Source organism: Fodinicurvata halophila, from assembly GCF_042651425.1.
GTDB lineage: Bacteria > Pseudomonadota > Alphaproteobacteria > Kiloniellales > DSM-21159 > Fodinicurvata > Fodinicurvata halophila.
In genome coordinates this window covers 320,358-339,470 of sequence record NZ_JBHSCW010000007.1, presented here as the reverse complement: position 1 = coordinate 339,470, position 19,113 = coordinate 320,358, and the positions used below count along the sequence as shown (strand labels likewise).

16 protein-coding genes are annotated in these 19,113 nt (G+C 67.6%); 5 read left to right on the top strand and 11 right to left on the bottom strand.

The genetic code is table 11. The features are described from left to right. The first annotated feature begins 13 nt into the window (after positions 1 to 13). Positions 14 to 1,084: an alcohol dehydrogenase catalytic domain-containing protein gene (locus ACFOW6_RS13830; RefSeq protein ID WP_382422980.1), complete on the top strand. Its 1,071-nt coding sequence runs from the start codon at positions 14 to 16 to the stop codon at positions 1,082 to 1,084. Between the two features lie 10 nt (positions 1,085 to 1,094). Here ACFOW6_RS13830 and ACFOW6_RS13825 read toward each other — a convergent pair whose 3' ends face one another. The 7 genes from ACFOW6_RS13825 to ACFOW6_RS13795 form a co-directional block, all read right to left on the bottom strand. Beyond that, entirely contained in the window at positions 1,095 to 1,505 is a 411-nt protein-coding gene (locus tag ACFOW6_RS13825; RefSeq protein WP_382422979.1) for a universal stress protein, read from the bottom strand. A 104-nt stretch (positions 1,506 to 1,609) separates the two neighbouring features. Beyond that, the gene (tcuB, locus tag ACFOW6_RS13820; protein ID WP_382422978.1) at positions 1,610 to 2,722 is read right to left on the bottom strand and encodes a tricarballylate utilization 4Fe-4S protein TcuB; all 1,113 of its coding nucleotides are present in this window, start codon (positions 2,720 to 2,722) and stop codon (positions 1,610 to 1,612) included. After that, the gene (tcuA, locus tag ACFOW6_RS13815; protein ID WP_382422977.1) at positions 2,712 to 4,115 is read right to left on the bottom strand and encodes an FAD-dependent tricarballylate dehydrogenase TcuA; all 1,404 of its coding nucleotides are present in this window, start codon (positions 4,113 to 4,115) and stop codon (positions 2,712 to 2,714) included. The genes tcuB and tcuA overlap by 11 nt, the downstream gene beginning before the upstream one ends. Before the next feature lie 172 nt (positions 4,116 to 4,287). Beyond that, positions 4,288 to 4,956, bottom strand: a complete 669-nt coding sequence (locus tag ACFOW6_RS13810; RefSeq protein WP_382422976.1) for a GntR family transcriptional regulator — start codon at positions 4,954 to 4,956, stop codon at positions 4,288 to 4,290. 122 nt (positions 4,957 to 5,078) lie between these two features. Continuing rightward, the gene (locus ACFOW6_RS13805) at positions 5,079 to 6,725 is read right to left on the bottom strand and encodes a thiamine pyrophosphate-binding protein (protein WP_382422975.1); all 1,647 of its coding nucleotides are present in this window, start codon (positions 6,723 to 6,725) and stop codon (positions 5,079 to 5,081) included. Positions 6,726 to 6,775: 50 nt separating this feature from the next. After that, positions 6,776 to 7,558 carry an SDR family oxidoreductase gene (locus tag ACFOW6_RS13800; protein ID WP_382422974.1) on the bottom strand — a complete coding sequence of 261 codons (783 nt, stop codon included), beginning with the start codon at positions 7,556 to 7,558 and terminating at the stop codon, positions 6,776 to 6,778. A 43-nt stretch (positions 7,559 to 7,601) separates the two neighbouring features. Next, positions 7,602 to 9,437, bottom strand: coding sequence for a gamma-glutamyltransferase family protein (locus ACFOW6_RS13795; RefSeq protein WP_382422973.1), 1,836 nt, complete (start codon positions 9,435 to 9,437; stop codon positions 7,602 to 7,604). A gap of 199 nt (positions 9,438 to 9,636) precedes the next feature. Between ACFOW6_RS13795 and ACFOW6_RS13790 the strand changes: the two genes are divergently transcribed. Both ACFOW6_RS13790 and ACFOW6_RS13785 read left to right on the top strand, forming a co-directional pair. After that, positions 9,637 to 10,650, top strand: a complete 1,014-nt coding sequence (locus tag ACFOW6_RS13790; protein WP_382422972.1) for a TAXI family TRAP transporter solute-binding subunit — start codon at positions 9,637 to 9,639, stop codon at positions 10,648 to 10,650. 37 nt (positions 10,651 to 10,687) lie between these two features. Continuing rightward, the gene (locus tag ACFOW6_RS13785) at positions 10,688 to 12,655 is read left to right on the top strand and encodes a TRAP transporter permease (RefSeq protein WP_382422971.1); all 1,968 of its coding nucleotides are present in this window, start codon (positions 10,688 to 10,690) and stop codon (positions 12,653 to 12,655) included. On the opposite strand, the gene ACFOW6_RS13780 is transcribed toward ACFOW6_RS13785, so the two are convergent. Both ACFOW6_RS13780 and ACFOW6_RS13775 read right to left on the bottom strand, forming a co-directional pair. Next, positions 12,634 to 13,548 (bottom strand): VOC family protein, encoded by a 915-nt coding sequence (locus ACFOW6_RS13780; protein WP_382422970.1) that lies wholly within the window; start codon positions 13,546 to 13,548, stop codon positions 12,634 to 12,636. The two genes, ACFOW6_RS13785 and ACFOW6_RS13780, sit on opposite strands and share 22 nt — an antisense overlap. 55 nt (positions 13,549 to 13,603) lie before the next feature. Further along, entirely contained in the window at positions 13,604 to 14,413 is an 810-nt protein-coding gene (locus tag ACFOW6_RS13775) for a sulfite exporter TauE/SafE family protein (protein WP_382422969.1), read from the bottom strand. 287 nt (positions 14,414 to 14,700) lie between these two features. Between ACFOW6_RS13775 and ACFOW6_RS13770 the strand changes: the two genes are divergently transcribed. Further along, complete coding sequence (locus tag ACFOW6_RS13770; RefSeq protein WP_382422968.1) at positions 14,701 to 15,414, top strand: GntR family transcriptional regulator; 714 nt, start codon at positions 14,701 to 14,703, stop codon at positions 15,412 to 15,414. 44 nt (positions 15,415 to 15,458) lie between these two features. Then, positions 15,459 to 17,174 (top strand): thiamine pyrophosphate-binding protein, encoded by a 1,716-nt coding sequence (locus ACFOW6_RS13765; protein WP_382422967.1) that lies wholly within the window; start codon positions 15,459 to 15,461, stop codon positions 17,172 to 17,174. 24 nt (positions 17,175 to 17,198) lie between these two features. On the opposite strand, the gene ACFOW6_RS13760 is transcribed toward ACFOW6_RS13765, so the two are convergent. Together ACFOW6_RS13760 and ACFOW6_RS13755 are read right to left on the bottom strand one after the other, a co-directional pair. After that, positions 17,199 to 18,425 (bottom strand): bifunctional alpha/beta hydrolase/OsmC family protein, encoded by a 1,227-nt coding sequence (locus ACFOW6_RS13760; protein WP_382422966.1) that lies wholly within the window; start codon positions 18,423 to 18,425, stop codon positions 17,199 to 17,201. Positions 18,426 to 18,538: 113 nt separating this feature from the next. Continuing rightward, positions 18,539 to 19,108, bottom strand: coding sequence for a hemerythrin domain-containing protein (locus ACFOW6_RS13755; protein WP_382422965.1), 570 nt, complete (start codon positions 19,106 to 19,108; stop codon positions 18,539 to 18,541). Positions 19,109 to 19,113: the final 5 nt, after the last annotated feature.

The window sequence follows — 19,113 nt, the reverse complement described above, 5'->3', positions numbered from 1 at the left end:
TCAGGACTCGACCATGACCGAGCTCCACTGCTGCCAGCTCACCGGCTTCGGCCAGCCGCTCGAGGTCAGCACACGGCCCCTGCCCGAGCCTCGTGGCGAGGAGGTGCTGCTGCGGGTCACCGGCGCCGGGGTCTGTCACTCGGACGTGCACATCGCCGAGGGCGGCTATGACCTGGGCCAGGGGCGCAGCCTGTCGTTCAAGGAGCGCATCCGCTTTCCGCTGACCCTGGGCCACGAGACGACAGGCGAGGTGGTCGCGCTGGGCTCGGGGGCGCACGGCGTCGCACCGGGCGACCAGGTACTCGTCTATCCCTGGATCGGCTGTGGCGACTGCGCCGTCTGCCGCGCCGGGCAGGAGAACCTCTGCCTGTCGCCGGACTTCATCGGCGTCAATCGCGACGGCGGCTATGCCGACCACATCCTGGTGCCCTCGGCGCGCCATCTCGTCGACATCGCGGGGCTGGACCCCGTCAAGGCGGCGCCGCTGCCCTGTTCGGGGCTGACCACCTACAGTGCGCTTAGGAAGTTCGGCCCCCGGCTGGAAAGCGTCCCCACGGTCGTCATGGGCGCCGGCGGACTGGGGCTGATGGCGCTCGGCCTCATGCAGCGGATGGGCGCGCCCGGCGCCATCGTCGTCGAGCCCGATGCCGCCCGGCGCCAGGCCGCCCTGGAGGCCGGTGCCCGTGCCGTGGTCGACCCCGGCGCCGAGGCGGCCGCCGAGACGATACGACAGGCGGCGGACGGCGAGGTGCTGTCGGTGCTGGACCTGGTGGGCAACACCGCCTCGCTCACGCTCGCCCTCGACCTGCTGGGCAAGGGCGGCCAGGTGGTGGTCGTCGGCCTGATGGGCGGCGACATCAACCTGCCCATCCCCTACCTGCCCATGCGGGCGCTCACCATCAGCGGCAGCTACAACGGCAACCTGGGCGAACTGCGCGAGCTCGTCGACCTGGTGCGGAAAACCGGCCTGCCGGAGCTGCCCATCGAACGGCGCCCGCTGCACCAGGCCGAAGCATCGCTGGAGGACCTGCGCGCGGGCCGGGTCGTCGGGCGCATCGTCATGACACCCGAGGCCAGCGAGTGAGATCGCACCGCTAGCGGATCACGTGCACCGAGCAGTCGGCGTGGCGCACCACCCGCGCCGCCGTCGAGCCGATCAGGAAATCGCCGAACCCCGGCTGGTGAGAGGCGATGACGATCAGGTCAGCACCCCGCTCACGGGCCAGCTCCAGGATCTCGGCCGCCGGCTGGCCGGGGCGCACCTCGATCTCGCAGCCGGGCGCGTTCCCCTCGGCCAATTCCTCGAGCTGCAGGCGTGCCTGCTCCTTCAGCCGGTCGATGACGCCGGCCGGAAGCTGGGCTTCCATGAAGCTCGGCACATCCTCGATCACGTTGGTCAGGATGAGTGTGGCGCCCTCGCCCTCCAGGCGTCGCGCCGCCTGGATCATCGGCTGGATACGCTCGGCGTGCATCAGGTCGATGGGAACGATGATCGTCTTGTACATGGCCTCTCCGCTTTCACGAGTGGTCCGGCAGAGGACACCATCCCATCCATGCCTTCGCATGGAAAGCTCGCCCATCTCCTGCCGCCCTTGCCTGGCCGCGCGATTCACCCGGCCTGGCGCGAGTCCTTCTGCTGGGCATCGCGCACCAGGGCGGCCAGTCTGTAGAAGCCGTGCACCATCTTCGAATAGGGCGTCAGCAGGAAGAAGGCCAGCACCGCCCCCAGATGAAGGGCCAGCAGGGTGGGCACCGCCGCCGTCCCGGTTGCCGCATAGAGGACCAGGCCGCTGGCCGCCACCAGGAAGAGCAGCAGCACGAAGGCCATTTCGCCGCCCCATACGCGCGGCGCGCCCAGCTCTGGTGCTGCCCGGGTCTTGAGCCAGGCCATGCCGGCCGTTCCGACCATCAGCAGCAGCCCGCCGGGAACACCCAGGAGCTTTGGCGGCGTGAAAACGCCATAGGGCGCCTCCCAGCCCAGCAGGTAGTGCATGAGTGTGGCCGAGGAGGTGGAGGCGAAGCACAGCAGGAAGCCATAGAGCACGGCCTGGTGCAGCCAGCGCCGGCGGTTCGTGTAGCGCGTCCCCTCTTCGAAGTTGCAGCCCTGCCCCTGGCCGCCCGAGAGATTGCCCAGCCGGGACGCATCCCGGACGGCCGCCGTGAGATGGGCCAGCTTCACCGGCGCCCCGCCCACATGTCGCCAATAGCGGCGCAGGCTGACGCCGACCGCCACCAGCGGCAGCAGGAAGGCCGGGGCGAAGAGGCTCACCATCAGGCCGTGCGAGAGATAGGCGTAGAAACCGGCTCCGCTGTCCGGCCGCATCGTCTGGATGAGGGCGAAGACCACCGCCAATCCCGCCACCAGGGCCCCGGCCAGCGCCACGCCGCTTTCCTGGAAACGGCGCGCCAGCCCGCCCGGCCAGGCGAACCTCTCCCAGCTGTCGCTGCGCACCTCGGCCAGGGCTTTGGGCAGGTTCAGCGCGAACTCGTGCGGCTCGGTGTACTGGCAGGCGTAATAGCAGCCGCGGCAGTTGTGGCAGAGGTTCGCCAGCTGCGTCATGTCGCCTTCGGCGAAGAGGCGCTGGCGCGTGATGGCGGGAAAGACCGAGCAATAGCCCTCGCAATAGCGGCAGGCGTTGCAGATCTCGACCTGGCGCCGGGCTTCCTGGATTTCGTCGCTTTCCGGCTCCGTCTGCACGCCCTGGACGATGTCAATTGACATGGGCGGCGGCCTCCTGTCCCGCGATGCGTCCGAAGACGGTGCCGATGGTCATGCCGAAACCGGCCAGGTAGCCCTGGCCCAGGATCGAGCCCGCCATGATCTCGCCGGCCGCCCAGACGTTGTCGTAGCGCCCCTGGGCGCCCGAGACCCGGGCCGTGCTGTCCACCTTCAGGCCCAGATAGGTGAAGGTCACCCCCGGCCGCAGGACATAGCCGTAGAAGGGCGGCTCGCTGATCGGTCGCGCCCAGTTGGTCTTGGCCGGCGTGATCCCCTGGGTGGCGAGAGCGTCCAGCTCGGTGGGATAGAAAGTCCCCTCGCCACAGGCCGCATTGAAGCGCGTCACAGTCTCCGTCAGCCTGTCCGGCGGCAGCTCCAGCTTCTCCGCCAGCTCCTCGATGGTGTCGGCCTGATCGGGCTTGAAGACCGAGGGCATGAAGAGGTCGATGGACTTGGAATCGATGATGGAATAGGCGACCTGGTCGGGCTGCGCCGCCACCAGTCGCCCCCAGATGGCATAGCGCTTGGGCCAGACGTCCTCGCCCTCGTCATAGAAGCGCTCGGCCTCGCGGTTCACGACGATGGAGAAGGGCACGCAGTCCAAGCGTGTGACGATGCCGCCGTCGAACTTCGGCGCGCGACCGTCGATGGCCACGGCATGACACTGGGTGGGATCGCCCACGCTTTCCGCGCCCTGCTCCAGCATGTCGTTGAGGACGACACCCCTGTTGTAGGGCGTCCCCCGGATCAGGAAGTTCCGCGCCGACGGGCCCCAGGCCCGGGCCAGCCAGTCGATGTCGGCCTGGAATCCGCCCGAGGCCAGGATGACGGACCGCCCGCGGATGCGGCAGGGCGCGCCGGCGATCTCCGCCTGCACGGCCTCGAAGCGGCCGTCGTTCACCTCCACGTGCGTCACCTGCGCCTCGTAGGCCACACTCACGCCCAGGTCCGCAGCCGTGTTGTAATAGGCGTTCACGAGCGCCTTGCCGCCGCCCAGGAAGAAGGCGTTGGTGCGGCTGAGCGACAGCGTGCCGGAGAGCGAGGGCTGGAAGCGCACGCCATGCGCCTCCATCCAGGGCAGGCAGTCTTCCGAGGAGCGGATCGCCAGGCGCGCCAGCTCCTCGTCGGTCTCGCCCTTGGTCACCAGCATCAGGTCGTCGAAATACTCGTCCTCCCCGTAGCTGTCCGTCAGCACGGAGAGCGGCCCCTGGTGCATGCAGCGGAAGTTGCGGGTATGCCGGGAATTGCCGCCACGATAGGGCGCCGGCGCGCCTTCCAGGATCAGCACCCGGCACCCGGCCTCGGCCGCCTCGATGGCGGCGCAGAGCGCAGCATTGCCGCCGCCCACGACGACGACGTCCCACTCCTGCCGGGAAAGATGGTCATGTTCAGGCATCTCTCGGCCCCTGCTCCGCGAACGCTGTGAAGGTCACCGCAACAGGCCCTCTCAACGCTTGTTCTCAGTGAATTACATCCGAATGTATACGAATGCATTCATTCAGAGTCAAACGCAAGCCCTCCAGCCAGGGGCAACACCAGAGCTCGTTCCAGGGATGGCCGGGTCCGGCCTATTCCTCCTCGCCCAGCACCAGGTCCTGGCGCATAAGCTTGAGGCGCATGCGCTGGGCATTGCGGATGTGGGCGCGGGCGGCCTGTTCGGCCCGGACCTCGTCGCGCGCCCGGATGGCGTCCAGGATAGCCAGGTGCTCCTGGTGAGCCGCCGTACAGCGGCCCTCAATCGCCAGGGTCGTCCCGCCCAGCAGGGCCATGGAATCGCGCAAGCCCAGCAGGGACTTCTCCAGGAAGCGATTGTGCGCGGCGCGGTAGATGGCGGAATGGATCAGGCGGTTGAGGTTGGCCAGCTGGTCGGGATCCTCCGCCACCTCGGTTTCCGAGGCGATCAGGTCCTCCAGCTCCTCGAGTTCGGCCGTGGAGGCGTGACGCGCGGCGAAGCTGGCGGCCGTGCCTTCCAGGACCTCGCGCATGTCATAGAGCTCCATGGTCTGCTGGTGGTCCAGCTTGGAGACCACCGCCCCGTTGTGCGGCACGAAGGAAATCAGGCCCTCGGACTCCAGGCGGCGGATGGCCTCGCGGGCCGGCGTCCGGCTGATGCCGAAGCGCTCGGCGATCTCGACCTCGCGCACCCGCATGCCGGGCGCCATACTGCCCTTCTTGATGGCCTCCTTCAGCTTCTGATAGGCGGCCTCGCTGCGGGAGATCTGGCTGCTGTTCTCCATGTTACCCGGATCCGTTCACTCTGCACCCAACCGCGGCGTCCCGGCCGGGAGCGACGCACTCCCGCAGTCTGCCCGGTAGACGCAAGGCTTGCCAAGCGCTTTGAGCCGCCGGCCGGCGGAGCTCATCCCTCGTGCTTGGCCGCCGGGCGCACCGGCGCCAGCAGTGCTTGCACGCTGCTGGTCACCACGATGAACTGCGGGCCCGGCCGGGCGATCAGCTCCGGCAGGCGATCCAGGTCGGCCAGGGTCTCCAGGCGCGTCACCGCGCAGCCATAGGCCTTTCCGAGGGTCTCCAGGTCCGGGTTGGTGAAGGTGGTCCCCGTCCAGTGACCGGGATAGTCCCGCTCCTGGTGCAGCAGGATCGAGCCATAGACATTGTTCTCGGACACGATGACCTTCAGTGGCAGCTCGCGCTCCAGCGCCACGGCCAGCTCGCTGCCGGTCATCAGCAGGCCGCCGTCCCCGACGAAACAGATCACGGGCCGTTCCGGCGTGCGCAGGCCCGCCGCCACGGCGGCCGGCACGCCGAAGCCCATGGCGCCCGAGATCGGGGCCAGCAGGCGCTGCGGCGGCCTGAAGGGGATGGCGCGATAGATCGGGGCGCCGAAACTCCCGGCATCAACGGTGACGATGGCGTCCTCCGTCAGGTTGGCGCCGACCTTTTCCACGACGCGCGCGAAGGGGACGCCATCGGGCTGCTCCTTGTCCGTCACGGCCCGAATCTTCGCCCGCTCGGCCGCCAGGGCCGACAGCCAGTCCCGCCGGTCCGGCAAGGCCGCCTGCGGCTGCCCCAGGGCCCGGGCACAGGCCACGGGATCGCTGGCGAGCGCCAGGTCGGCGGCAAAATGAATCCCCAGCACATCGGGATCGGCATGCACGTGGGCCAGGCGCATCTCGGGACGCACCATCTTCGGGAAGCTGTAGCCCTGGCTGGTGATGTCGGACAGCCGCGCCCCCAGAGTCACCAGCAGGTCGGAACTGCGCAGCAGCTCCAGCTGGCTGGCCGGGTTGGACAGGCCCATGTCCCCGGCATAGAGCGGATGGGCATTGTCGAACAGGTCCTGGCGGCGGAAGGACACCAGCACCGGCAGGTTCCAGGCCTCCGCCATGTCCTTCAGGGCCGTACGTCCCGCCTCGTTCTCCAGGCCGCTGCCGGCCAGCAGCAGCGGCCGCTCGGCCTCGGCCAGCCAGCCGCGCAGCTGCTCCAGCGCCGCCGGATCCGGCGCGCCCCGGACCCTGGCCTGCGGCTGCACCGTCGCCGCCTCCACCTGGGCCGTCAGCACGTCCTCCGGCACGGCGATCACCACCGGCCCCGGCAGGCCGGTGGTCGCCACCTGGAAGGCGCGCAGCAGCGTCTCGGCCATGCGATTGGGGTCGGTCACCTCCGCCGTCCACTTGGCGATGCGCCCGAACATCTGGCCGTAGTCGATTTCCTGGAAGGAATCGCGGCGCACGTCGTCCTTCGCCACCTGCCCCACGAAGAGGATGAAGGGCACGCCGTCCTGCTGGGCGGTGTGCACCGCAATGGCGGCATTGCAGGCCCCGGGACCGCGGCTGACGCAGGCCACACCGGGCCGACCGGTCATGCGCGCATCGGCCAGCGCCATGAACCCGGCCCCGGATTCGTGGCGACAGACCACCGTGTCGATCTCGTCGCACCCGTTCAGGGCCTCGAGCAGGCCCAGGTAGCTCTCCCCCGGCACGCAGAAGAGGCGATCGATCCCCTGGGCGACCAGGGAATCGACGGCAAGCTGTCCGACTGTCTTCATGGACTCCGACTCTGTTTATTATCCATTGTGAATGAGGCTGCGCGCCTGGCTCAGATCGCCCGGATCTGGCCGCCGTCGACGCGCTGGGTCGTGCCGGTGACGAAGCTCGCCCGCTCGGAACAGAGGAAGGCCGCCACCTCGCCGAACTCCTTCGGCTGGCCGTAGCGGCGCGCCGGAATCTCGGTCAGGATGCTCTTCTGCACCTCTTCCAGCGGACGCTGCTCGCGCTCCGAGCGGGCGGCATCCAGCTGTGCCACGCGGTCGGTGTCGATACGTCCCGGCAGGATGACGTTGCAGGTCACCCCGTCAGCCGCCACCTCTGCGGACAGCGTCTTGTTCCAGGCCAGCAGCGAGGCGCGCAGGCTGTTGGACAGCGCCATGTTGGGCGCCGGCTGCACCGCCGCCGAGGAGGCCACGGTCAACAGGCGTCCCCAGCCGCGTTCGCGCATGGCCGGCAGGCATCGCGTGGCGGCGTGGATCAGGTTGCCCACCATGCGCTCGAACCAGAGCGTCCACTCCGAGTCCTCGACGCCCAGCGCCGGCTTGGGCGGCGGACCGCCGCCGTTGAGCACCAGGACGTCGATGCCGCCCATGGTCTCCAGGGCCGTGTCGATCAGCTTGTCCACCTGCGCCCGCTCGTGCAGGTTGCAGGGCAGGCCATGGACCTTGGCCCCGGTCTCGGCGGAGATCTCCTGCGCCACCTGTTCGGGCCCCGAGCGTCCCGAGACGCAGACCTCCGCGCCTTCCGCCGCCAGGGCCGTGGCGATGGCCCGGCCCAGCCCCTTGGTCGAGGCGAACACCAGGGCGCGCTTGCCCTTCAATCCCAGATCCATCTCTTTGCTCCTTTGGTAAGCTGTTGTCTCTTCGCGTTGTCCCTCAGCGCCCGGCAGCATAGCCCTGCATGCCGCGCGGATTGGCCCCGGCGCGCAGGTAACGCATGCCGTTGCGCGTTTCCTGCGAACAGGCGGACAGGCGTCCCTCGGACCAGTCCTCGCCCACGCTCACATCGTGGCCGCGCCGCTTCAGTTCCTCCACGCTGTCCTTCGGCATCCGCCCCTCGACCAGCAGCAGGTTGGGCTTGGCCAGGCGCGGCCAGAACGAGCTGGGCGGATGCTCGCTGTGAAAGGACGGCGCGTCGATGGCCTCCTGAAGGTTGTAGCCGTGATGCAGGTGGCGCAGCAGGAAGCTCAGCGACCACTGGTCTTGCTGGTCGCCGCCGGGCGTGCCCCATGCCAGGTAAGGCTTGCCGTGCTTGAGCGCCATCGAGGGCGTCAGCGTCGTGCGCGGACGCTTGCCGCCCATGAGCGTGCTGGGCAGCCCCTCCTTCAGCCAGAACATCTGGGCGCGGGTGGACAGCGAGAATCCCAGCTCCGGCACCACCGGGCTGGACTGGAACCAGCCGCCGCTGGGCGTGGCCGCCACCATGTTGCCCCAGCGATCGATCACGTCGATGTGGCAGGTGTCGCCGCGCAGCGCCCCGTTGCTGTCGGTCTCCTCCTCGCCGGCCTTCGAGACCGTGGGTTCGCCCACGCCCAGCAGGGCGCTTACGTCGATGCTGTTCTCGTCGGCCACCTGATAGTCCGGCAGGACCGGCGGGCGTCCGTCGGGCGCGCCGGGGCGGAACTCCTCGGATGCCCTGTCGCCCATCAGCTTGCGCCGCTCGGCGGTGTAGGCATCGGACAACAGGGTCTCCAGCGGCACCGCGCCGGCCGAATCCCCGTACCAGGCCTCGCGGTCGGCGAAGGCCAGCTTGGCCGCCTCCACCACCGTGTGGATGAAATCCGGGCCGTCCGGCGGCATCTCGTCCAGCGGCAGGTCGCGCAGCAGGGCCAGCTGCTGCAGCATGAAGGGGCCCTGGCTCCAGGGGCCGCACTTGGCGACCGTCAGGCCGTGATAGTCATAGGTCGCGGGCGCCTCCACCATGGCCCGCCAGTCGGCCATGTCCTGGCCGGTCAACAGGCCGCCGTGGCGCTCGCCGGTGGAATCCTTCAGTTCCTGTGTGCGGTAGAAGCGGTCGATGGCCTCGGCCACGAAGCCCTCGTACCAGCAGGTGCGCGCCGCCTCGATCTGGGTTTCGCGATCGCGGCCGGCCGCTTCCGCCTCCTCGACGATCCGACGATAGGTCGCGGCCAGGTCCGGATTGCGGAACAGGTCGCCCTCCTTCGGATGCCCGCTGGAGGAGAGGTAGACCGCGGCCGAGCTTGGCCACTCCTCGCGGAACAGCGGCTCCACCGAGCGCAGGGCATTGACGATCTTGGGCACCAGCGGAAAACCGTGTTCGGCATAGAAGATGGCCGGCTCCAGCACCTCGCGCAGCGGCATGGAGCCGTGCTCGGCCAGCATGCGCAGCCAGGCTCCGAAGGCCCCGGGCACACAGGCCGGCAGCAGGCCGGTGCCGGGCACCAGGTCCAGGCCCATCGCCCGGAAGCCGGCCGCCGACGCCGATGCCGGCGCCGTTCCCTGGCCGCAGACCACCTCGATTTTGTCCCCCGTCGCGGAATAGGTCAGGATCGGCACCTCGCCGCCAGGCCCGTTCAGGTGGGGTTCCACCACCTGCAGCACGAAGCCGCCGGCCGCGGCCGCATCGAAGGCGTTGCCGCCGCGCTCCAGGATGCCCATGGCCACGGCGGTGGCCGTCCAGTGGGTCGAGCCGGCCACACCGAAGGTGCCGCGCAGTTCCGGTCGCGTCGTGAAATCTCCGGGCCGTGTCATCGCGTCATGCTCTCCTGCTCGTCAGTGTTGATCCCGTCGCGGAACGCGACAACCCCCGGCTTGCACGCGCGGCGTCCGGACTGGCCTTGTGGGAATGTTCAGAGGCTCCCTCGGGGGTTTTGGGCTTGCGTCATGTTGTTCATGCTGCATAATTTCCTGTATACAGACAAGTATATCCACAATAACCGGGAGACCAAACATGTCACGTCAATCGAAATTCCCCGAACTGTCCCGCCGCGATGCCCTGCGTCTCGGCCTTGCCGGCGCCGCCGCCAGCAGCTTCGGGCTGCACACCACCAGCGTGTTCGCCCAGCAAAGCCTGCAGTGGGGCTCGTCGTCCCAGGGGTCCACGGGCTACGTCATCATCGAGGGCCTGGCCAACACGGTAAACCGCAACACCGATATCGAAAACGCCTCGATGTCCACCAGCGGCGGCACCGAGAACATGCAGCTGTTCCACGAGGGCGTCATCCAGATGGGCCAGACGACCTCCACCGACTGGCAGCCGGCCTTCGAGGGCAACGATCCCTATCCGGAACCCATCACGGTCCACCAGATGTTCGCCTACACGCTGTTCAACTGCACGCCGATGGTCCGTGCCGACAGCGACATCCAGACCCTCGAGGATCTGCGCGGCCGTCGCTGCATGCCCTCGCCGGCCGGCAGCTCCACCGCCACCATGTGGGGCATTCTCTTCGAGGCCGCCGGAATCCTGGACGACGTCGAGTGGACCTACGGCTCCTGGCGCGAGAGCTACGATGCCCTGCGCGGCGATTCCGTCGACTGCATCCCCTCGCTGCTGACCAACGGCCGTGCAGCCCCGATCCTCTCCGAGCTGACCTCCACCACGCCGGTGCGCATCCTGCCGATTCCGGAAGAGGTCATGGCCAAGGCCAGGGAGCTCAATCCCGGCATCATGTTCGGCACCATTCCGGGCGGCGTTGCCGAGGGAATCGACGAGGATATCCAGGCCGCCTCCTTCTCCGGCGTGCTGGCCGCCTCTCCCGACGTCTCCGAGGACGTGGGCTACCAGATCATGCAGGCCGTCTTCGAGAACACCGACTCGGTCCAGGACCTGGGCGTCCAGTTCAAGGACATCAATCTGGATTTCGGCGCTCAGTACCTTGTCGAGGGTTTCCCCGTTCACAAGGGCGCGGCCAGGTACTACAAGGAGAATGACCTCTGGTCCGACTCCATGACCGAGGCTGAATAAACCGCTCGCACGGATTATCAGGACCGCAGGACCCTGCATGAAAGGACCCTTTCAGCGACTCGCCGGCATCTTCACTGACGAGGATGCCGGCGATGCGCGTATAACCCTTCTCTTCGGTCTGGCCGCCATCGCCTTCGTGCTGACGCATGTGGTGCAGGTGCTCACCTACACACTGCCGTCGGGCCAGTTCAAGGTCGTCCATGTGGGCGGGGCTGCGGCCCTGATTTTTCTCTATTCCGCCGCGCACACGAAAAGCGCGGTCTCGAAGGCTGCCCACCTGTTGCTTGCGGCCGTCGCCGCGGCGGCCATCTTCTACATCTTCACCGAACACCAGGCGCTGACCACGCAGCGCTCCTTCCTGCCCAACACCACCGACATGCTGATTGCCTGGGTCTTCCTGGGCATCTGCCTCTACGCCTCGCTGCGCGAATGGGGCTGGGTGGTCAGCGCCATCGCCGTCGTCGGCCTGCTCTACGGCTATTTCGGCGAACTCTTGCCCCAGGGCCTGCTCTATCACGGCGGCATCACGCTCAAGCGCCTGATCGGCTACACCTCGATCCCCTATTTCAGCGGCCTGCTGGGCAGCCTGGCCGAGCTCTCGGCCGGCACGATCTTTCCCTTCATGCTGTTGGCCGCCGCCATGAAGATGACCGGCTGCATCGACTTCATCATGCAGGTGGCCTATCGCCTCGGCGGCCGGAGCCGCGCCGGGCCGGCACAGATCGCCATCATCTCCAGCGGCCTGATGGGCATGGTCTCGGGCTCCAGCGTGGCCAACGCCGCGTCGACGGGCGCGCTCACCATCCCGCTGATGAAGCGCGTGGGCTTCAAGCCCGAGTTTGCAGGCGCCGTCGAGGCCGTCTCCTCCACCGGAGGCCAGATCACGCCGCCCATGATGGGCCTGGCCGCCTTCCTGATCGTCGGTCTGACCGGCATCCCTTATGGCGAGATCATCATCGCCGCCGTCTTCCCGGCACTGATCTACTATCTCTACCTGATGTTTGCGGTGCACCTGCGCGCGGTGAAGTTCGACCTCGACGCCTCGGCCGACGAGACCATGCAGGCGGAACTGCAGGTGGAGCACTCCATGCTGCGCACCTGCCTGTGGAACGCGCACTTCTTCATCGCGATCGCCTACCTGATCACGATGCTGCTGATCACCAACCTGCCGGGTCGCGTATCGCTGCACGCAGCTGGCATCCTGCTGGGGCTCTACATCCTGCGCGAACTGGTCTTCCATTGGCGCGGCCTGGCCAGCATCGCCTGGAACATCCTCCGGCTGGGTGGGCGGACCGCCTTTGACGCGGCCCTGCGCGGCGCCCAGATCGGCGTGGTCGTGGCCGTCATCGGCGTGCTGGTGGAGGTCCTCACCGTCACCGGCTTCGCCCAGAAGCTGTCCTTCTGGATGCTCGAACTGGCGGGCGGTGACCTGGCCCTGCTGCTGATCGTGGCGGCGCTGGCCTGCATCGCCTTCGGGCTGGGCCTGCCGACCTCGGCTTCCTATATCCTGGTGGCCCTGATGGGCGCGCCGGCCCTGGTAGAGCTGGGCGTGCCGCTGCTGGCCGCCCATTTCTTCGTCTTCTTCTTCGCCAATGTCTCGGCCATCACGCCGCCGGTGGCCATCTGCTGCCTGGTGACCTCCAAGATCGCCGACGGCAGCTTCTTCCGAACCAGCTTCATCGCGGTGCGGCTGGGCCTGCCCGGCTTCGTGCTGCCGTTCCTCTTCGCCGTGCACCCGGAAATCCTGGGTCTGGAGGCGAACATCTTCAGCGCCCTCCTGGTCTCGGCCATGGCCCTGGCCGGGGTTATCGCGCTCAACGTGATGCTCGAGGGCTTCCTGTTCCGGCGGCTCAGCATTATCGAACGACTGCTGCTGCTGCCGGCGGCAGGGGGCCTGCTCCATCCCAGCCTCTGGGCCTCGTTCGCAGGTCTGGCGGTCTTCGCCGCGCTGGCCGGCTGGCTCTGGCTGGCCAGCCGGCGCGCTCAGACCGCCCAGGAGGGTTGACCGCCCTCGTCAACCACAGTCAGGAAGCCGCCTAGGGCTTCGGGCAGCCGGAAGGTGATCTCGCTTGATCCGACATCCCCGGCCACGGGCGTGAAGCCGGCGGCACGGAAGCGTTCCGCCGTCCTCTCCAGGTCCGCGGACCCCAGCGCCTGGGCAGCGATCCAGGGCGTCTGCAATTGCTCCCCGACCCAGGGCAGCTGAGTGCGTGCGGCCTCCGGGCTCAGGAAGACGCAGCTGCCGCGATCCAGCACCAGCCGGAAACGTCCCTCGCCGCCCAGCTCCGAGGGCCGCCCGCAGAAGCGCCCGAAGCGCACGGCAGCCTCGTGCGGATCGTCGACCACCAGCAGCACCGACTTCAGCGAGCGCACCGCATTGTCGTGCGCCAGGAAGCGCGGCTGCCAGAGCGCCTCCTCGGTGTGATGCTCCAGGATCTGGATGCGCCCTTCAGGCATGATTCCGGGCGGCACACGCAGGACCGTGAAACGAGCCTCCATCTCCTCGCCCTGCTGCCCCTCCACCGGCCGTGTCAGGTTGACCGGGGCATTCGGCGAAAAGGCTTCGCGGTCCAGATGCGCATGGGTGGCTTGCGCATCACCGCAGGCCAGGGCGATCAGGTGCAGGCCCAGATAGCGCTCGACGGCCTCGTGGAACTGCCGTGAAAGCTCCGTCTCGGACACCGCCGTCAGCAGCTCGATATAGCCTTCCTCCAGCATGATGCAGCGATTGGCCATGCCTGAAGGCACCATTCCCTCAGGCGTGCGGTTCTCCTGCCGCGTGAAGGGCGTCAGCACGAAGCCGGCGGCCTCCATGGCGGCGCCGGCATCCTCCAGCGAGGGCACGAAGTGGGCGACATGATCCAGGAAGACCTGATCTCGGGTGGGCAGTTGGGTCATGGTCGGGATACCTCCACAAGAAACGTGGCAGACGATCGGGCAGGTGGAATAGGGATTATGCCAGCGCACTGTACCCCATCTTCACGGCGGTGATCGCCAGGAAGACAGCGAACAGCCGGCGCAGGATGTTGGGCGCAATGGCATGGGCGATCCGCGCGCCCCAGGGGGCGGCCAGGGTGGTCAGCGGGGCAATGATGACAAACCCCAGCAGGTTGACATAGCCCAGCGAAAGCGGCGGCAGGCGCGGATCGCCCCAGCCCGCGGCCATGAAGGCCAGCGCCCCCGGCAAGGCGATCAGCAGGCCGAAGAAGGACGAGGTGGCCACCGCGTTGCGCACCGGATAGCCGCAGGAGCTGAGCACCGGCACGGTGAAGGTCCCGCCGCCGATCCCCATAAGCGAAGAGACAAAGCCGATCAGCACCGGGATCGGCTGGGCCTTGAGGCCCTTGGGCAGGCTCGGGAAGAGCTGCGTGCCCTCGCGGCGCACACTGAGATAGATTGCCACACTCAGGGCAACGACGGCGAAGAAGAGCGAAAGCTCCTGGCTGTTCAGGAAGCGCGCGATCAGGCCGCCGGCCACCGCCCCAAGCGCAATGGCCACGGCCCAGCGCCTGGCCAGGGCCCAGTCGATGGCTCCCTTGCGGTGATGCGCCCGGGCCGAGGACATTGACGTCGCGACAATGGTCATCAGCGAGGTCCCTACAGCAAGGTGCATGCAGATGGCAGGATCGACCCCGATCAGCAGCAGGATGCTGAACAGCACCGGCACGATGACGATCCCGCCGCCGACTCCCAGCAGGCCCGCCAGCAGGCCGGCCGCCACCCCGGCACCCGCCAGCGCGGCGAAAAGATACGCGATTTCCATCCAGTTGTCTTCCAAGGCTGCAGCTTCCTTTTGTATCGTTTCTTATCTTCTGGTCGGGCGGATAACAGGCATAATCCATCTGACCGCGCGGATCACGGATTTCCATGCTTCCCGCCCCTCCGGAAGATCAGGCGACCGCGCCCGGCAACCTAGTGTTTCTTTCCCCCATGCGCTGTGCGTCGGCAAGGCTGAGCGGCGCAAATCGAAGCAGAAGCATATTGACAATCTGCGGTTCTGCATTCACGATTTGGCTCAGGATTGCATACAGTATTGCGTGCTGAGAGATTATGACAGAGGAACCAGAGGCGAAAGCGACGCGTGGCGCATCGGTCGAGCGGGCCTACACGGAGATCCGGCAGCGGGCGATGACCTTTGCCATCCGGCCGGGCGAGCGGATCAACGAGCTGCAGCTGGCCAAGGAGCTGAACGTCAGCCGCACGCCGCTGCGCGAGGCGCTGAACCGGCTGACGGCGGAAGACCTGCTGACCTTCTCGGTTAACCGCGGCTTTTCCTGCCGCGAGCTGGACGCCAAGGAGATCTTTGATCTCTACGAGCTGCGCCAGGACCTGGAAGCGGGCATTGTTCGTCGGGTCGCCGAGCGGGCCGAGCGGGCCGAGCTCGAGGAGGTCCTGGCCTTTCTCCGGGAAACGGCCGAATTGCCCGAGGACACCGACGTGGACCGGATGGTGTCCCTCGACCTGAAGTTCCACGAATGGCTGGCGGAGCTAAGCCGCAACCGGCAGATGCTGGACGCCCTGAAGAGCGTGAACACGCGCACCTACTTCGTGCGCTGGGTGGACATGACCGACACCCGTCGCGACGACACCCAGGCAGAGCACCGCCAGGTGGTGGAGCACCTGCTGGCCGGCGAGGCCGAGGCCGCCGAGACGGTCATGCGCCGCCACATCACCCGGCGCATGGACCAGATCGTCGAGATGCTCAAGCGCGGCTATGCCTACATCTACGTCACGCAAGCCATGAACCGCCCGGACAAGGGCTGATGTGGGCGACCGACACACCTCAATAAGCAGAGAAAGCGAACACCTTGACCGCTGACGACAAGACCAACCGGATGACGGGGGCGGAAGCCTTCGTGCGCGTGCTGCAGCACCATGGCGTAAAGCACATCTTCGGGCTGTGCGGGGACACCAGCCTGCCGCTCTATGACGCCTTGCACCAGTTGGACCACGGGATGACCCACATCCTGACACGCGACGAGCGCTCGGCCGCCTACATGGCCGATGTCTACGCCCGCCTCTCCGGCCGGGTCGGCGTCTGCGAGGGTCCGAGCGGCGGCGGCGCCACCTATATCCTGCCCGGCCTCGTGGAGGCGGACGAGTCATCCATACCGGTCCTCGGCATCACCACCGACATCGGGGTCGGCGGCCGCGGGAAATACACGCTCACCGAACTGGATCAGGACAGCCTGTTCAAGCCGGTGACCAAGTGGAACAAGGTCATCGACCAGGCCGACCAGATTCCCAACACCCTGCGCCAGGCCTTCCGGCAGATGACCACGGGCAAGCCCGGGGCCGCGCACATCGGCCTGCCTTTCGACGTGCAGAAGCAGCCGGTGAACCAGGACACGGTCTGGGCGGACGAGACCTTCGGGCGCTATCCGGCCGCGCCCACGACCCCGGACAGTGCCAGCCTGGATGCCGCAGCCGAGCTGCTGCTGAAGGCCAGCAACCCCTTGATCATCTGCGGCGGCGGCCCCCTCAATGCCGGCGCCAGCCAGGAGCTGACGGCCCTGGCCGAGGCACTCGGCGCGCCGGTCGCCACCTCCATCAGCGGCAAGGGCGTGATCTCCGAGCGCCATCCTCTGGCGCTGGGCGTCGTCGGCAGCAACGGCGGCAGCCTGGCTGCGCGCGAGGTTATCGACGCCGCCGACCTGGTGCTGCTCGTGGGCTGCCGCGCCGGCTCGGTCACCACCGAACGCTGGCGCCACCCCCAGGCCGGTAGCTGCAAGATCGTGCATGTGGATGCCGACCCCGGCGTGATCGGCGCCAACTATCGCACCGACGTGGCCGTCATCGGCGATGCGCGTCCCGCCCTCAAGGAACTGCTGGACCGCGTCCAGTCCGAGGCCAGCGACCGCAAGGACCGCCGGGCCACCTCCGAGCAGACGGCGACCGGTCTCTGGAAGGCGCGCTTCGAGAAATTCGACGAGCTTGCGGCCATTGAGGATGACCTGATCCGGCCCGAGCGGATCATTCGCGAGATGCAGGAGCTCCTGCCCAGGGACTCGGTCATCGTCGCCGATCCGGGAACGCCCTGCCCCTATGTTTCGGCCTACTACCGCCTCGAGGACTCGGGCCGCCGTTTCGTCTCGAACCGCGCCCACGGCGCCCTGGGCTATGCTATGCCGGGGGCGCTGGGCGCCTGCTATGCCCGCCCGAATGCCCGCGTCGTCGCGTTCGTCGGCGACGGCAGCTTCGGGTTCAACGCCGGCGAGCTGGAAACCCTGGTGCGCATGAAGGCCCCGATCACTGTGATCGTGGCGTCCAACGCCGTCTACGGCTGGATCAAGGCCGGCCAGAAGAGCGGCTTCGGCGAGCGCTACTTCTCCGTAGACTTCGACCGCACCGATCATGCCCGTGTGGCCGAGGCCTTCGGGCTAAAGAGCTGGTCCGTGAAACAGCCCGGCGACCTGCGCGGCGCCCTGAAGGCCGCCTTCGAAGCCGAGGGTCCGACCCTGGTCGACGTCATCACCCAACCGCTGCACGAGGCCAACGCCCCGGTCAGCGAGTGGGTGGCGTAATCGCACACGCCGGAAACGGCAGACTCACGCCTCGTCCGCGAGTTCGGTCTCGATGACGGACGAGGCGTGCAGCGTCCGGTGCACCGGACACTTGTCGGCGATCTCCAGCAGGCGCTGGCGCTGCTCGTCGGACAGATCGCCCTCCAAGCGAACAACACGGGTGAAGACATCGATCTTGCCCTCCCGGGTCTCGCAGTCCGCGCAGTCCTCGGCGTGCCGCTTGTCGTGGCTTACATCCACCGAGACCTGCGTCAGAGGCCAGCCCTTGCGGCGCGCATACATGCGGATGGTCATGGAAGTGCAGGCGCCCAGGCCGGTTGAGAGAAACTGATAGGGACTGGGCCCGGTTTCGGTGCCGCCGAAATCGGCGGGTTCGTCGGCGGACAGCTGGTAACGGCCGTCCACCACCACGTCCTGGCGGAAGCCCTCCGGATCGGCCTCGCTGACCCGCACCACACCTTCCGGAGCCGAAACCGACTTCTCTTCCTCAGGCAGATCCAGGTAGCGCTGCGCCCAGGCGGCGATCACCTCCGCGGCATATTCGGCATCGCCGGCCTCGCTGAGCAGGTGATCGGCATCGTCCAGGGTGACGAAGGACTTGGGATGCTTGGCGGCCAGGAAGATCGCACTGGCATTCTCGATGCCGACGATCTCGTCCCGCGGTCCGTGCAGGACCAGCAGGGCGCGCCGCAGATTGCCGATCGATGCCTTCAGCTCGCTCTGCTCGATATCCTCGACGAACTGCCGCGTGAGCGTGAAGGACCGGCCGCCCAGGTTGACCTCGGCCTCGCCCATCTGCCGGATCGTCTCCAGATCCGCTCCCAGATGCTGCAGGACATGGTCGGGCGAGGACGGGGCGGCGATCGTCACCACGGCCCTGGCCGAGGCAATCTCGCCGGCGGCTTTTAGCACCGCCGCACCGCCCAGCGAGTGGCCGATCAGCAGGCTGGGCGTCAGTCCCATGCCCTCCAGGTGTCGGGCCGCCCGCACCAGATCCTCCACATTGGAGGTGAAGCCCGTGTTGGCGAACTCCCCCTCGGAGTGTCCCAGACCCGTGAAATCGAAGCGCAGGACCGCAAACCCCAGGGCCGACAGGCGCGCGGCAATGCGCCGGGCCGCCCGCAGGTCCTTGCTGCAGGTGAAACAATGGGCGAAGAGAGCCACCGCCCGGACCCGGCCGTCCGGGCGATCCAGGCGCGCCGCCAGACTCTCGCCACTGTGACCCGCGAACTCCAGTTTCTCCGTTCTCATAGGCTATCCCGTCCCTGATGTCTCATTCCGTTTCCGGACCAATGGAAGATATGGGAACGCCTCCATGGCAGGGGCAATGTCAATCTGACTCCCCGCCCATACAGCTGCAAAACTCAGCCGTAATGGACATGAAGTCCCTGGCTCAGATCCTGGAGGTTGCGCTCTGAAAGTCGGGACTGTGCCAAAGGCAGAATCACGAGATCCATCCAGGCGACATGCCGTTTCTGGGCTTCGGCAAAGGCGTCCCCCGAGATCGCCAGGCGTTGCTCCAGCCCGTCATGGGGGCTCTCGCTGTAATCCGACAGTATCCCTGCCAGACGGGCCGCCCGACCACGGTCAACGCCATGTTCCAGGACCAGCTGAGCCACGGGGCCCTGGATGGAGTCACCGACGAAACAGGCGTGCTCCAGCTGGGGCAGGAACCTGTGATCCAGCCAGTCGAGATGGCGTGGATAGTCCCAGCGCAAATAGGCAAGCAGCACCGGTGTGCTGTACGGCGCCAGGCGCCCCGCGTTCAGTGCGATGAGTTCAAGCTGGGCACACACCCTCAGGAGGCGGGTGTTCTCGGCGACCAGATGATCCAGGGGGCGCTCGAAAAGCCGCGTGTCCACTGGCGCCAGCAGCAAGGCGCCTGGTGCAGCAGGATGGTTGCCGCTCCCACTCTCCCGTCCCGCACCCATCATGGCCG

Bases quoted from the DNA above. Each gene is read 5' to 3' on its own strand.
- ACFOW6_RS13790 (WP_382422972.1), top strand. From the start codon at position 9,637: ATGTCACGTCAATCGAAATTCCCCGAACTGTCCCGCCGCGATGCCCTG.
- ACFOW6_RS13755 (WP_382422965.1), bottom strand. From the start codon at position 19,108: ATGATGGGTGCGGGACGGGAGAGTGGGAGCGGCAACCATCCTGCTGCA.
- ACFOW6_RS13800 (WP_382422974.1), bottom strand. From the start codon at position 7,558: ATGGATCTGGGATTGAAGGGCAAGCGCGCCCTGGTGTTCGCCTCGACC.
- tcuB (WP_382422978.1), bottom strand. From the start codon at position 2,722: ATGTCAATTGACATCGTCCAGGGCGTGCAGACGGAGCCGGAAAGCGAC.
- ACFOW6_RS13760 (WP_382422966.1), bottom strand. From the start codon at position 18,425: ATGAGAACGGAGAAACTGGAGTTCGCGGGTCACAGTGGCGAGAGTCTG.
- ACFOW6_RS13830 (WP_382422980.1), top strand. From the start codon at position 14: ATGACCGAGCTCCACTGCTGCCAGCTCACCGGCTTCGGCCAGCCGCTC.
- ACFOW6_RS13795 (WP_382422973.1), bottom strand. From the start codon at position 9,437: ATGACACGGCCCGGAGATTTCACGACGCGACCGGAACTGCGCGGCACC.
- ACFOW6_RS13810 (WP_382422976.1), bottom strand. From the start codon at position 4,956: ATGGAGAACAGCAGCCAGATCTCCCGCAGCGAGGCCGCCTATCAGAAG.
- ACFOW6_RS13785 (WP_382422971.1), top strand. From the start codon at position 10,688: ATGAAAGGACCCTTTCAGCGACTCGCCGGCATCTTCACTGACGAGGAT.
- ACFOW6_RS13780 (WP_382422970.1), bottom strand. From the start codon at position 13,548: ATGACCCAACTGCCCACCCGAGATCAGGTCTTCCTGGATCATGTCGCC.
- ACFOW6_RS13775 (WP_382422969.1), bottom strand. From the start codon at position 14,413: ATGGAAATCGCGTATCTTTTCGCCGCGCTGGCGGGTGCCGGGGTGGCG.
- ACFOW6_RS13770 (WP_382422968.1), top strand. From the start codon at position 14,701: ATGACAGAGGAACCAGAGGCGAAAGCGACGCGTGGCGCATCGGTCGAG.
- ACFOW6_RS13825 (WP_382422979.1), bottom strand. From the start codon at position 1,505: ATGTACAAGACGATCATCGTTCCCATCGACCTGATGCACGCCGAGCGT.
- tcuA (WP_382422977.1), bottom strand. From the start codon at position 4,115: ATGCCTGAACATGACCATCTTTCCCGGCAGGAGTGGGACGTCGTCGTC.
- ACFOW6_RS13805 (WP_382422975.1), bottom strand. From the start codon at position 6,725: ATGAAGACAGTCGGACAGCTTGCCGTCGATTCCCTGGTCGCCCAGGGG.